Origin of the sequence: Providencia sp. PROV122, from assembly GCF_028482365.1 — a bacterium.
GTDB lineage: Bacteria > Pseudomonadota > Gammaproteobacteria > Enterobacterales > Enterobacteriaceae > Providencia > Providencia stuartii.
The window spans coordinates 25,417-39,247 of record NZ_JAMPQI010000008.1 but is presented as its reverse complement, the minus strand read 5'-3'; the positions used below and the strand labels follow the sequence as shown (position 1 = coordinate 39,247).

Below are 13,831 nucleotides of genomic sequence, written 5' to 3'. Positions count from 1 at the left end.
ATGAATGTTATCTATCTCGGTATTGATTTGGCTAAAAATGTTTTTCAACTTTGTGGATTAAATCAGTCGGGTAAACCGGTTTATAAAAAACGCCCTGATCGTAAAACGTTACTACAGACCGTCGCGAATATTCCGGCTTGCCTGATTGGTGTGGAAGCCTCCACGGGCGCATTTTACTGGCAGCATGAGTTCGAAAAACTGGGACATAAGGTAAAAGTGATCAGTCCCCAGTATGTAAAACCCTTTGTCCGCGGGCACAAAAATGACGGTAATGATGCACAGGCTATCGCAATTGCTCTGATGCAGCCAACAATGCAGTTCGTTCCCCCAAAAAGTCCGGAACAGCAGGATATTCAGGCCTTGCACTGGGCAAGACAGCGTATTGTTAATCACCGCACTGCGACAGTCTGTCAAATCAGAGGACTACTGCTTGACCGTGGAATAACAATCGGTACGGCAGTCTCAAGGGTTAGTCACGATTCTGGAGGACACAGAAAATGGTCTTAGTACCAGAATGCGCAGGAAGATAGCAGAACTCTATGATCTTTTTAACGATCTTGGTCGTCGTATAAACTTTTTTGATAAAAAAATTGATACTGTTTTCCGACAATCTGAAGCATGTCAGCGGATTGCCAAAGTTAAAGGTATTGGCCCTAAAACAGCAACTGCAGTTGTTGCTGCGATTGGCAAAGGAACTGAATTCAAAAATGGTCGTCATTTCGCTGCCTAGTTAGGACTTGTACCAAGACAGCACTCCAGTGGCGACAAATGTCTTCCACTTTCATCCCTGAACCAGCGAGTTTTAAGATATTAATAATTTGAGTTTCAGTAAAATGAGCTTTTTTCATCATGACCTCTGCAATTTTTAGGGCAGAAAATCTAATTATAGCTGTCTCATTTTAGGGGAAGTGGACAAGTACTTTATGGTTACTATCAAGATCCGTTTTAACGAAAATAAGAAAAACCAGTTACTAATCAGCACATTAGAAGCATTGAAAAATGAAGTAACAAAAAGATTAAGCGCTAAGTATTCTGATCTTAGGGTCGATATTAACTGGGGTACTCAAGATAATATATCTATTGATGGTCTTGGGTAGAATGAGAAGAAAACGTATATTGAAGAAACGCTGGAAGAGATATTCAATGATGGTGATTGGCTTCCTGAAACCCAAGAAGCCAAAGTGGAATATTTTAATAAGTAATATCTTAAATATTCAACCTAATTGTTTACAGATAATTACTCAATCCCTATACTTCTTGACTCTTTACTCTAAAATTTCAGTTAAGGATTAACTAATGAATTGGTATTTGGAAGTTATAAAAAATAATTATGCCAACTTTAATGGTAGAGCTAGACGTAAAGAATATTGGATATTTAGTTTAATCAATTTCATAATCATTATCCCTTTGTATCTTGTAGTTTTAGCCTCTACAAACGACTATACTGGAGATATAAATGGTTTGGGGATCGTAGCTCTAGTCCTCCTGATGATTTATTGCGTAGCTATTTTAATACCTAGCCTTGCAGTAACTGTTAGGCGCTTACATGACATAGATAAGTCAGGTTGGTGGTATTTGCTCACATTTATACCTTTTGGTGGTCTTGTCATTTTTGTGTTTACATGCCTTGATGGAACCCCAGGTAACAACCGATTTGGCTCAAACCCTAAAGAATAAATATACACATGCGCCAACTACTCGAGATGGCGCATTAATTTTTATTGTCCTCTATCTGTGATGCAGCTTCAAGCTTAGCATCTCTCTTTGCTGCTTCTTTTGCTAATCGCTCTGCTTCTGCTTGTCGCTGATTGTAGATTAAATTACTTGGCATTTCGACAAGCATATCAATCCAACGTGAATCAGGAACGTCGCAGGGTTCGTAGTTTTCGTAGTAAATTGACTTACTTTCTTCATCAATTTGCTTAATGCGTTTGTTTTGGAAACGTTCATTTCTAAGCTGCCTATACGGCAGTGAACAGGGGAGTTTGCCATCTATCACGCAATTCCTTTTTTCTAAGCTGCCTATACGGCAGTGAACTGGTAGGTGAGACATGAGATCAGTGAATGAGCTTTCTAAGCTGCCTATACGGCAGTGAACATGGAGGGGGCGAAAAATGCGGGTACCCAATTTTTTCTAAGCTGCCTATACGGCAGTGAACTCCAACGTCCTGCTTGTACATATGAGATTAAATTTCTAAGCTGCCTATACGGCAGTGAACAATTAGCTTACCAAACAAAATCCCTAAATAACAATTCGTTAGCCTATTTTTTAGAAAAATACCTTCTTTTTTATGACACTTAGTAACTTATTGTTTTATTGGCTAATTTTTTAAAGAGCAAAAACAAAGGGTAAAATAAAGAGTAAATCATCTTAAGAGAAATGCAATATAGGATAAGAGAAAAGAAAATAATTGTAGGGAAAAATAACGATACGGTAATTGCGCCAGCCTCAAATGAGTTGAGACTGGCACACGTCTTAACGACCACCAAATAATGACATGCTATTTAAATCTTTAAAAATATCTTGCGATGCTTGGAACATAGCCATTTCTTTATAATAGTCTGTTGTGACTCCAGTCCAATTTGTATCCAACAACTCACTTATGCGCTGACTATTTTGAATACTTCTTGTATCTGCTAGAAAGTTTAATTGGTCAATTTCTTGTAGCTGCAACCCCTGCTTCGACTCAATATTTGAGATTTTATCTAGCGCTGATTTAACCGCTGTATTGGCGCTATCTAATGCTTTTTGAGCTGCCTCTTTTTCGCTTTGTGTTGCTTGGTCTTGAGGCGTTTTCAGCGCAGCAATGCCTTCATTTAACGCTTTGAAAACATTCACGACATTATTGCTATCCGTTGCAAACACTTGTGCGCCAGTAAAGTAAGTGGTCATTTCGCGATCGCTGGATACATTCTGCATAATCGCTTTATCGCCGCCTTTGTAAATCACATCGCCCGCAGCATTCACCTCAAATGGTGGCTTGTCAGATTTATAACCTGCAAAAATATAGCGACCATTACCATCTGTCGTATTGCCTAACGCTACCAGCTGATCTTTCAAACCGCTTAATTGCTCCGCAAGTGACATTCTGTCACTATCACTCAAGCTACCTTGGTTTGAAGCTTGAATAATTGTTGTATCAATCTGAGTGGTAACCTCTGTCATCTGGGTCAACACGCTCATCTGTAGCAGCATGCCTGTTTTGGCAAAACCTCGACTTGCCACATATTGCTGGTTGCGGTTTTCAGATTGATTAACACGCACCGCCTGCGATGAAGCTTGGGGGTCATCCGACGGCTTGCTGACACGCTTACCGGATGCCAGTTGGCTACCCGCATCCATCCAACGCGCTTGAGCATTATTCATATCTTGCAAGCGCTGGTGATAAATCATATTCGTACTTAAACGCATAATAGAATCCTTTTAAATGACTAGAATTTAGAACGCTCTCATTAGGGCATTAAAGAGGTCATCTACAGTTTTTAGCACTTGCGCATTCGCATTAAAAAACTGTTGGATTTTTTGCATTTGAATGCTTTCTTCGTTCATATTGACGCCCGAAACCGCTTGCTCTTGCTGATAGAAACTTTCTGTCATTTTGTTTTGTGTTTCAGAGTCAATCTGTGCTTGCTTGGTTTGGTTACCCACATCATTGACGATAGTGGCGTAATAATCGGAAAACGTTGATGTGCCCCCAATTAATTTTTGGTCTTGAAGCTTAACCAGCTCTTTTAGGTTATCATTATCACCAGGCCCGCTCCCTTTCTCACCCGCCGCCGCAAAATTTGCCGCATCGCTTATCAAAGATTGCATGCCATTGATGACGCCATTAACTGGTTTGACTAAAAACGAATCACCACTTTGGGCATTGTTTTGGGTAATTTTCAGCTCGATACCATCAAACTTCAATGTATCTGGGGTTGAGCGATCAACGGTAACGGCAAAGCCTTCAGGTAGTCGAGTGACATTCCACTCTTTACCATCAAAACGCATCTCATAATTATTGCCAGTGACTTGAGAGACATCGCTATAGTTAAAATCAAATTCTGCTTTACCGCGGTTAAAGGTATTACTGACTACATTACCTTTGCCGATTTCGAAAAAGTCCTTACCCGGATTACCATTAGCATCAAAGCCTTTCTTATGTACTTCGTTGAATTTACTTGCGAAGACCAAGGCCAATTTATTGAGTTTTTGGTATGCAGGATCAATGACCTCTTTGCGAGAGCGTAATACGCCGCTGAGCTCACCACCACGAAACGCATCGTCTGCAATTTCGCGCACTTGACCATTAGCACCAACAAAACCAATACTAAAGCGGCTGTCATCCTGTGAGGAAGGAACGGCCTCAAGGCGGTTCGCATTTTCTCCAGTCACCAACGGTAAACCATTTGCAAAAGTGACGTTGTAGTTTCCATTTTGCTCAATCACTTTTACGCCAATCAATGAGTTGATCTCACTGACTAGGCGATCACGTACGTCCAGCAAATCATTAGGCTCTGAGCCGCTCACAGAGCGCACCCGCGCTATCTGTTGGTTCAAACCAGCGATTTTCTCTGCGTAGGTATTGATGTCTTTCACCTTAGTTTCAATTTGGCGATTAACATCACGCTCCATTTCTTGTAATCGTCTATCTGCTTCCTTGAACTGCCCTACCAGTGCATTTGATTTACCTAAAAAAACATCGATTAATGTTTTATCACTCGCATCACTACTTGCGGCATCAAGCGCTGTAAAAAAACTCCCAATATTGCTCGAAATATCTTCAATATCATTAGTGAGTAAGTCATCGACTTGGCTGCTGTTTTTCGCATAAGCTTCATACTCACCACTACGAGCGCGTGATTGACCATATTGCTGGTTAATAAACTCATCAAACTCACGGCGAACATGGCTAAAATAGGTGCCGTTACCAAAATAACCGTTAGGTGTCATTGTGCCGGGATTCTCCCCGAAAACAGCACTTTGGCGATGATAGTAACCCACACCTGCGTTAGCTAAGTTATTTGAAATCACACTTAACCCACCCTGTGCGGCATTCACACCACTAAGTGCATTATTCATTACATTGTTCAGCATAAGCTTTTCCTTTATCTGCTGCTTATCGCCATGGTTCATCGATAATAACCGTCGCAATATCAACCCGAACTTTTTATTTATATTTCAAATAATTCGAGGTGCAGTTAGGTAACAAATCACTGTATCCTTGCAGCACCAATAAGCATCATCAATCGTGCTGTCACTTGAAATATGACGAATATAGTTAGTTATCGGAAAGATGCCGCAAATGTTTAGTGTTTACGGCACCTTTCAAGATGAAAATTTAAAAAATATCACTCAGATCGACGGTATAGGCTTGAACCGCTCGTGACGCCGCTTTGTCTGCTGTCTGATAGCCACGAATTTGATTGATTAACGTAATTAATTTATCGGCATAATTAGGGTCTGTCGCATAACCTGCTTGGTGTAAGCGACGCGCCGCTACCTCAGGGGATTGCGCGTGTTTAACATCACGATAGCGTGGGTTCTCAGTCAATAAATTAATGTAATCGGCTATCGCTTCTTCATATGAGCCATACACACGGAAATCGTCTCGCATTTTGATGCTTTTGCCATTAATCACTTCCGTTGTCATAATATTGGTTACTGGTCCTTGCCAACTTTTACCCGCTTTAATACCAAATAGGTTATGGCTGGTTTTGCCTTCCGCCGTTAAAATTTCTCGACGTCCCCAACCACTTTCTAATGCCGCCTGAGCAAGGACCAAAAGGTGCGATATACCACTTTTCTGGCTGGCAACTTTTGCAGGCTCTATTAGTCGACTAATAAAGTTTTGACTATTTAAAGAGAGGGATTTGACCTTCTGCATGGATGACGATAGAGCATCTCCTAACGGAGCAAAACGACGGACAATCTGCGCCATTGCTTGATTAGGTAGAGAGTCTATCAATCGATCATCCATGTTAAAGGGCTTCACTGGTACGTCTTCTGAAGATGTATCACCTTGCATTTGAGTTAGCTGCTGATACATCATTTCACCAAAGCCTAACCCTTTTTGTGACAGGTCTTGCGCAATTTGCTGATCATACATACTGGTTAGCATACGCGTCTGATCGGAGGAAAAAAGACCATCTTGCGGTAGTGCATCACGCATGCTTTTTAACATCATTTGTACAAACGTCGCTTCTAATTGCTGGGTGACTTGACGCAACCCTTTATCTGGCGAATCAGTTAATTCACGCTTTAAATGGCTGAGCGACTGCAAATCAAATGCGGCACCTTGCATTAATTGCATATCATTCATCAGATGATCTCCAGCTTAGCGCGCAAGCATCCAGCGCTTTCCATGGCCTGTAAAATCGACATTAAGTCGGTTGGCGTCGCCCCTAAAGTATTAAGTGCTTGTATCACTTGGTTAAGTTGTACGCTGGCATTGACTTTTTGTAATGCGCCGCCTTGCTCCCTCACCCCAATATTCGTATTACGGGTAACGACGGTTTGCCCGCCTGCAAAAGGCGTGTTCGGCTGACTGACCTGAGTTTGCCTCTCTACCATCACCGATAAACTGCCGTGTGCTACCGCACAGCTTTCTAATGTTACACTGCGATTGATCACAACTGAGCCTGTTCGCGAATTTAAGATCACTTTGGCTTCGGCAATTGGCGTACGTACATTCAATTCTTGAATTTGTGCAAGAAAACGCACCTGATCACTATTGTTCATTGGCACACGTAGCTGAACTGTGCGTGAATCTAATGGTGTTGCGGTGCCTGCACCACGTAATCGGTTAATTGCATCACTAATATCTTGCGCTAATGTGAAGCTATCATCGTTCAGTTGTAAGTTAATGATGCCATTTTGACCAAAGCTAGTAGGTAGCTCACGCTCAATGGTCGCCCCTCCAGTGATCCGCCCACCAGCTAATTGATTGACTTTAATACTGCTTCCCCCCGCACTCGCGCCAGCTCCACCAACTAAAATGTTACCTTGTGCCATGGCATAAACCTGCCCATCAACGCCTTTAAGTGGGGTCATTAGCAAAGTACCACCTCGTAAGCTTTTCGCATTCCCCATCGAGGAGACCACCACATCTACGGCTTGTCCTGCGCGAGCAAAAGGTGGCAATTTCGCGGTAACCATCACGGCTGCCACGTTTTTCAACTGCATGTTAGTGCCAGGTGGCACGGTGATCCCCATTTGAGATAACATATTGCTCAAGCTTTGAGTGGTAAAGGGTGTTTGCATGGTTTGGTCACCGGTGCCATCCAGCCCTACTACCAATCCATAACCAATTAACGCGTTGTCACGTACACCCTGCACTGTTGTCAAATCCTTGATACGTTCGCTATATGCCGATGTAGCAAATAGACAAAGCAGCGTTAGCAGAAGAGTCACTAATTTATTCATTCGATTATCTCTATGGGTTTACAGCTCAATTTCTACCTAAATTAATAAGGCGAAACGTTTAAGAAAAAGCGTTGCAACCAGCCCATGGTTTGCGATTCATTAATATAACCATCACCAACATATTCAATACGCGCATCCGCCACTTGTGTGGAGCTGACATTGTTATCTGCGCCTATTGTGCGAGGGTTTACCACGCCCGAAAAACGAATCGACTCCGTTCCTTGATTAATCGCTATCCGTTTTTCGCCCACTACATGCAAGTTACCGTTAGCTAAGAGTTGATCGACCGTGACGGTTATGGTGCCTCTAAAGGTATTGTTGGCATTGGCCCCGCCTTTCCCTGAAAAATCACTACTGCCTTTCACATCCAGCTCTGTATTACTGCCGCCCAGCCAACCTTGCATAAAACCAGGCAAGATTGCGGCTAAGAACCCCGTTTTACCGCTGCGATTTGCATTCGCGGATGAGTTCTTACTGGCGCTCACATTCTCTTGCAAATTAATGGTTAAAATATCGCCTACATTGCGAGGTCGCCTATCTTCAAACAGTGGTTGGTAGCCGTAATAGGCGGGCTGAGCACTTTGAAAAATAGCGCCATTGGGTGCGGGGGCTGTGGGTGCTGTCGGTAACGCACTTGTTTGAGTATCCACCAGAGGACGAGGTTTGACATAAGCACAACCACTTGTGGCTAATACCAAAGCAATCACCAAAACCTTACTCGGTGAAAAGAATGAATCGCCCTTAATTTCAGGGGTAAAACCGTTTTTCGTCATCATGGTACTCTTTTGCTGCTGTGTCTGTTTTATCATCACATCAAATGCCTAGTTATCACCAAATGACAACTTACCTTCTCGGGCAAATTGTCATTTGGGATCAGGCCGCGCGTTATGCCATCAAATTACAGTTGCGTTAAGCGTTGTAGCATCTGGTCGGAAGCTGAAACCGCTTTACTGTTAATTTCATAGGCGCGTTGGGTTTGGATCATATTCACCAATTCCTCAGCCACATTGACGTTCGAGGTTTCAAGCATATGCTGATACAGCAAACCAGCACCATTCGTGCCCGGCGCGCTTTCATTTGGCGCTCCTGAGCTAGCGGTTTCCATGTACAGGTTCTCACCCATACTTTCCAAGCCCGCATCATTAATAAATGTTGTTAGCGTAATTTGCCCAATTTGCTGTGGTTGGTTATCCCCATAGACCGTGATTGAGACCGTACCATCACGTGCGATGGTGAGGCTATTGGCATTATCAGGGATGGTGATGGCAGGTACGATTTGGTAACCACTCGAAGTGACTAGCTGACCATCTTGGTTTGGCTGCAAAGCACCGTCGCGTGTATATGCATCCGTACCATCGGGCAACTGCACATGTAGGAAACCTTGTCCTTTGATAGCAATGTCGGTGGTGTTTCCGGTTTTATTCAACGCACCTTGGCTATGAATACGCATTGTCGCCACAGGGCGTGACCCTGTACCCAGTTGTAAACCTGATGGTAAAGAGGTCTGCTCAGAGCTCATTGCCCCCGGTTGACGAATATTTTGATACAGTAAATCTTCAAATACTGCACGTTGACGTTTGAAACCATTTGTACTGACGTTTGCCAAGTTGTTGGAAATAACATCAAGGTTGGTTTGTTGGGTATCAAGCCCAGTTTTAGCAATCCATAATGAACGGATCATCGTTATTCCTTACTGAAAATTAGCTAACGGCAAGCAGTTGGTTGGCTTTTTGTGCATTTTCATCGGCACTACGAACCACTTTCATCTGCATTTCAAAATACCTAGCGTTGGCAATCATCGACACCATTGCTTCTGCGGCATTGACATTACTGCCTTCAATCACCCCAGATGTCACGGAAGCTCGCTCACTTTGTGCAAGCCCATTACCATTCGCCGCCGCGGCTTGTGGTGATAGATGAAATAAGCCATCTTCACCGCGAATTAAATCTTGCGGCTGAGCTTCAACCACTTTTAAGCGCCCTATCTGCCCTAACATTGTTGGCGGGTCGGTCGCCAATAAGGCCGTCACTGTGCCATCTTCACCGATGGTCAGTTCCGCATTCGGCGGCACATTGATCGGGCCACCATCTCCTTGTAGACGGCGCTCACCAATCACCAATTCACCGTCAGGTGAAATTTGAATGTTACCGTTACGGGTATAAGCTTCACTACCATCTGCAAGTTCAACGGCTAGAAAGTGTTTGTCGTTTAATGCCACATCCATTGGCCTGCCCGTATAGTTGAGCGGCCCTTGGCTCATATCCGCTCCGGGCGTTGAAGCAACCACCAACGTTCGTGTTTGCTCGCTATCTCCATGAATAGGAACAGCCCGCATCGCCGCTAATTGCGCTTTAAAACCCGATGTGGAAACATTCGCAATGTTATTAGAAACAATCGCTTGGTTTTCAAGCGCATGTCGTGCGCCTCCCATTGCGGTATAAATGACATGATCCATAGCCACCCTCTACACTTAGCGTAAGTTAACCATCGTTTGCAGCATCTGATCTTGGGTTTTGATCGTCTGTGCGTTCGATTGGTAGTTACGTTGCATCACAATCATGTTGATCAGCTCTTGGCTCATATCTACGTTGGAAGATTCCAGCGCACCGCTCGTTAGCTTACCGAATTGACCGACGCCCGGTACGCCATCCATCGGGTTACCAGAGGCATTAGACGGTGCCCAAACGTTACCACCTTGTGATACTAAGCCATTCGGGTTAGCGAATGCTGAAAGTGCCACTTGCCCAACAACACGTTTTTGTTGGTTTGAGTAATTCGCCACGATCAAGCCGTTATCTTCGACTTTGAAATTGGTGTACTCACCTGCCGGATAACCGTTAACATCAATCGCACTCACCGATGATTCGCTGACTTTTTGCTGGCGTGTTTTATTTAGGTCAATCTGCAACGTACCGTTATTGGCACCATTTAGACCTTGATAATCAAACGCAAAAACGGCATTAGTTGGGCTATTTAGGCGGCCATTTCCATCAAACTCCATATCTCCTAATTTCTTAGCCACTTTATCGCCAGCATCTTTTGCATAAGCCGTCCATTTGTTATCGTCTGTTTTGACAAAGTAAACGGAGATTTCATGGGTATTACCTTGGCTATCAAATGCGGTCATGGTGGTACTGAAGTTATAGCTGCCAGTATCATCTGGGTTATTGATATCAAAAGGTTTGGATTTAACTTTGTCTTCAGAATTCAGGTTGATAGTCAGTTTTGCCAAATCAGAGGCTTGAGCATCCATCATATCTGTTGGGATATTTAGCCCTTGAGGAACACCACCACTTTGAACGACCACATTACCATTCTCATCCAAACCAGCCGGATAACCTGTCACTGTCATTCCTTGGTTGTTGACGAGGTTGCCGCTTTTATCGCGAATAAATTGCCCATCACGGCTATAAAAAATATCACCGTTTTGGTCTTGCACACGGAAAAAACCATTTCCTGAAATGGCCACATCCGTCGGTCTGTCAGTACGAGTGATTGGGCCATCTTTAAAGTTTTGGGTTACCGCGGCAACGTTAACCCCCAGACCTACACCTGAACCGGCAAACATATCGGCAAAAGAGGTGGTTGCACCTTTAAAACCATTAGTTGCGGAGTTGGCAATATTATTACCAATCGAATCAAGCCCCGCTGAGGCAGCATTTAAGCCACTAACTGCTTGTGAAAAAGACATGTTTTCTCCATGACGGTTGGGGAAATAAAATTAAGATGATGGATAGACTTTAAAAATGCTGCTAAGCGGCACACTTTGTCCTATACCAACATCCAATAAAGGAGCATCTGTACCCGGCGTGACACCATTAACTCGGGTATATCCCAATTTGGTGACTTCAATTTCTGCGCCGTTACTGACAGCCCTTACATCAAAGAAGTATTTGCTGTTCGTATCAGCAACGAGTTTTCCATTGTCATCGCGCCCATCCCACGACATGTCATAAATGTCAGGTTTCACTTCTGTGTCGTAAGAGATGGTACGAATAATGGCTCTATTTTTATCGCGTATCGTGATCTCAACGCTGTCAGCCATTTTGGGAAGGAAGAAACCAAACGGCGATGAGATATAATCCCCTTGGGACGCATCATCATCTCCGCCATTGTCATTGGCTGCGGACAACGCACGGCTAGTTTCATCATCAGGTAATGGATTTGTTGGTTTAGAAATAGCCGTATTATCACTGTCATTTTGCGTTTTTAATGGCGCAAGAACGATTTCATTACGCGGTATCAAAACCCCTTTTCCGACCAATTGAGTCGCTTGCAATGATTGACCAGAACCAATTTGGCTTGAAATTCCGCTGACTTTGTCACTCAGCTTATTCATACTTTCAAGGGTCGCGATTTGTGCAAGTTGGCTGGTCAACTCTGCGTTTTCCATCGGCTTAGTGGGGTCTTGATTTTGCATCTGCGTCACAATCATTTTTAAAAACGTGTCACGCATATCATCCGTTTGACTCTTATTTTTATTTGGAATATTACTTTTCAGCGGCTCTGGGCCTGCTGTGGTGTTATCCAAAGAGTCATACATGGTGGCTGCTATGCCCATTTAGCTTCCTCGTTACTGGCCTATGGTTAAGGTTTTCTGAAGCAGCGTTTTAGCTGTATTCATCACTTCTAAGTTTGCTTGGTAGCTACGCGATGCCGAAATGGTATTGATCATTTCACCGACCATATCGACGTTAGGCATACGCACGTACCCCTTCTCATCCGCCAATGGGTGACCGGGTTTGTATTCCATACGTGGTGGCGTGGGATCTTCAATCAACTGGCTCACACGAACACCGCCAACGCCATTACGGCCTTGAGGCGTCATTTGGAAAACTACCTGTTTAGCACGAAACGGTTCGCCATCAGGGCCTACAACACTTTCCGCGTTCGCCATATTGCTAGCGCTCACGTTAAGACGCTGTGATTGCGCGGTCAGTGCGGATGCTGAAATATCAAAAATACTGAGTAACGCCATTTTTATTACCCCTGCTGTAACACGGCCAACATACTTTTGACGCGGCTATTAATAAAAGTGAGATCTGCTTGGTACTTCAATGTGTTATCTGCGAATTGACTGCGCTCTATATCCATATCGACGGTATTACCGTCCATTGAGGTTTGATATGGAACACGATATTTAAGATCCAATTCGGGCTGTTTCATGTTTCGACCTTCGATATGGCCTTTTGATGTCACCGCCAAAGCAACGCCTTTACCTTTTACAACGCCATTTTTCATGGCTTGCTGTAACTGGCGGCTAAAATCAATATCACGCGCCTGATACCCCGGTGTATCCGCATTAGCAATATTTGCAGCCAAAATAGTTTGCCTTGCCTCGCGTATTGATAACGCCTGTTGCTGAAAAGCAAATGTGGCATTTAATTTATCAATCATGTTCAACCCCAATAAATTTTGCTTATCTCTCTCTTATCGTTATCACGATAAAATAAGCACCAATGCGTCACGCCATTCGCTAACTGTAATTTTCAAAGAATAGCAATGCAGAAAACGCTGAAATTTAAAATTCGACGCGCTTATATTAGCCGTATAACAAAAAATCTAATGGCAAGATAAAGGCAAAATTATTGACCTATTTGGCCCATTCATTATTGATGAGATGCGTAAACTGCGAGCAATTAGAAAAGTATCTTTTGATGAGGAGGCAACTCAATGAATGGTTTTCATACAACGCTATTTGGCTCGTTAATTTTACTAACGACAACAGCGCAAGCCTCTTTACCGCAAGACATTAATAACTATTTTCGTAAAATACACACCAAGCCGAATCAAGTCTCTATTGAGATAAAAACACCTATAGAACGTTGGCCTAGTTGTGAAAAGCCCCAAATTCTTCCTCCTGTCGGTAATCGTAATATGGGAAATGTTTCATTACCGGTGCAATGCGGTAAGAAAAAACAGTTTATTCAGTTAACTGTTAATGTCACCGGACAGTATTATGTGGCAACACGTAATATCGCTCGTGGGGAAAAAATTGAATTTGTCGATATTGGCACCCAAAAGGGGTTACTCCATAAGCTACCTACAGGGGCTGCCACCGATAAAGTGGCAATACGCGGCAGCATCGCATTGCGTGATATCAATGCAGGTCAAACATTGACACAATCTATGATGCGTCGACCTTGGGCCGTTAAAGCAGGACAAAACGTTTATGTCTTTGCAAATGGCCATAATTTTTCGGTTAAATATGAAGGACGAGCCATCAACAATGCCGCCACCGGGGAAAACACGCGTGTTCGATTAATCAACGGTCAGGTTGTTAATGGAGAAGCCTTAGAAAATGGCAGTGTGCGGGTAGCGCTAAAGTAGCGAATTTTGATTGAGACTCAATAAGATAATCGATATTATGCGCCTACTCATATCAAAGGGTATCATTATCATTCTCAAGCATTAGAATAGTC

General features: G+C 43.3%; 15 protein-coding genes, 1 pseudogene and 1 CRISPR repeat array. Of the genes and pseudogenes, 4 read left to right on the top strand and 12 right to left on the bottom strand.

What is annotated here, in order from left to right; genetic code table 11:
• The 3 genes and pseudogenes from PSE69_RS06855 to PSE69_RS06845 form a co-directional block, all read left to right on the top strand.
• Positions 1-727 (top strand): annotated as a pseudogene (locus PSE69_RS06855) (IS110 family transposase); the annotation flags it as partial.
• Between the two features lie 196 nt (positions 728-923).
• Positions 924-1,097: a DinI-like family protein gene (locus PSE69_RS06850; RefSeq protein WP_121874879.1), complete on the top strand. Its 174-nt coding sequence runs from the start codon at positions 924-926 to the stop codon at positions 1,095-1,097.
• A gap of 199 nt (positions 1,098-1,296) precedes the next feature.
• The gene (locus PSE69_RS06845) at positions 1,297-1,677 is read left to right on the top strand and encodes a DUF805 domain-containing protein (RefSeq protein ID WP_004918626.1); all 381 of its coding nucleotides are present in this window, start codon (positions 1,297-1,299) and stop codon (positions 1,675-1,677) included.
• A 34-nt stretch (positions 1,678-1,711) separates the two neighbouring features.
• On the opposite strand, the gene PSE69_RS06840 is transcribed toward PSE69_RS06845, so the two are convergent.
• The 12 genes from PSE69_RS06840 to flgB form a co-directional block, all read right to left on the bottom strand.
• A complete protein-coding gene (locus PSE69_RS06840; protein ID WP_256719919.1) occupies positions 1,712-1,843 on the bottom strand; it encodes a hypothetical protein in 132 nt (43 codons plus the stop codon).
• Positions 1,844-1,949: 106 nt separating this feature from the next.
• Positions 1,950-2,219: direct repeats of the CRISPR family, unit length 28 nt; unit sequence TTTCTAAGCTGCCTATACGGCAGTGAAC.
• Positions 2,220-2,476: 257 nt separating this feature from the next.
• Entirely contained in the window at positions 2,477-3,412 is a 936-nt protein-coding gene (gene flgL, locus PSE69_RS06835) for a flagellar hook-associated protein FlgL (RefSeq protein ID WP_014658063.1), read from the bottom strand.
• A gap of 27 nt (positions 3,413-3,439) precedes the next feature.
• Positions 3,440-5,080, bottom strand: coding sequence for a flagellar hook-associated protein FlgK (flgK, locus tag PSE69_RS06830; protein WP_014658062.1), 1,641 nt, complete (start codon positions 5,078-5,080; stop codon positions 3,440-3,442).
• 244 nt (positions 5,081-5,324) lie between these two features.
• Complete coding sequence (gene flgJ / locus PSE69_RS06825; RefSeq protein ID WP_004918619.1) at positions 5,325-6,305, bottom strand: flagellar assembly peptidoglycan hydrolase FlgJ; 981 nt, start codon at positions 6,303-6,305, stop codon at positions 5,325-5,327.
• Positions 6,305-7,408, bottom strand: coding sequence for a flagellar basal body P-ring protein FlgI (locus tag PSE69_RS06820; protein ID WP_004918617.1), 1,104 nt, complete (start codon positions 7,406-7,408; stop codon positions 6,305-6,307). Before PSE69_RS06820 ends, flgJ begins: the two co-directional genes overlap by 1 nt.
• Positions 7,409-7,449: 41 nt before the next feature.
• On the bottom strand, positions 7,450-8,217 hold the full coding sequence (locus PSE69_RS06815; protein ID WP_004918615.1) for a flagellar basal body L-ring protein FlgH: 768 nt from the start codon (positions 8,215-8,217) through the stop codon (positions 7,450-7,452).
• Positions 8,218-8,306: 89 nt separating this feature from the next.
• Entirely contained in the window at positions 8,307-9,089 is a 783-nt protein-coding gene (gene flgG / locus PSE69_RS06810; protein ID WP_004918612.1) for a flagellar basal-body rod protein FlgG, read from the bottom strand.
• A gap of 19 nt (positions 9,090-9,108) precedes the next feature.
• Positions 9,109-9,864 (bottom strand): flagellar basal body rod protein FlgF, encoded by a 756-nt coding sequence (locus tag PSE69_RS06805; protein WP_004918610.1) that lies wholly within the window; start codon positions 9,862-9,864, stop codon positions 9,109-9,111.
• A 15-nt stretch (positions 9,865-9,879) separates the two neighbouring features.
• Positions 9,880-11,100 (bottom strand): flagellar hook protein FlgE, encoded by a 1,221-nt coding sequence (gene flgE / locus PSE69_RS06800; RefSeq protein WP_004918608.1) that lies wholly within the window; start codon positions 11,098-11,100, stop codon positions 9,880-9,882.
• A 30-nt stretch (positions 11,101-11,130) separates the two neighbouring features.
• Entirely contained in the window at positions 11,131-11,970 is an 840-nt protein-coding gene (locus PSE69_RS06795; protein WP_061064158.1) for a flagellar hook assembly protein FlgD, read from the bottom strand.
• Between the two features lie 12 nt (positions 11,971-11,982).
• Complete coding sequence (flgC, locus tag PSE69_RS06790) at positions 11,983-12,387, bottom strand: flagellar basal body rod protein FlgC (RefSeq protein WP_004918605.1); 405 nt, start codon at positions 12,385-12,387, stop codon at positions 11,983-11,985.
• Between the two features lie 5 nt (positions 12,388-12,392).
• The gene (gene flgB, locus PSE69_RS06785) at positions 12,393-12,806 is read right to left on the bottom strand and encodes a flagellar basal body rod protein FlgB (RefSeq protein ID WP_004918603.1); all 414 of its coding nucleotides are present in this window, start codon (positions 12,804-12,806) and stop codon (positions 12,393-12,395) included.
• A gap of 276 nt (positions 12,807-13,082) precedes the next feature.
• Here flgB and flgA point away from each other — a divergent pair, with 276 nt between their 5' ends.
• Positions 13,083-13,739, top strand: a complete 657-nt coding sequence (gene flgA / locus PSE69_RS06780; protein WP_053110748.1) for a flagellar basal body P-ring formation chaperone FlgA — start codon at positions 13,083-13,085, stop codon at positions 13,737-13,739.
• The last annotated feature ends 92 nt before the right edge of the window (positions 13,740-13,831 follow it).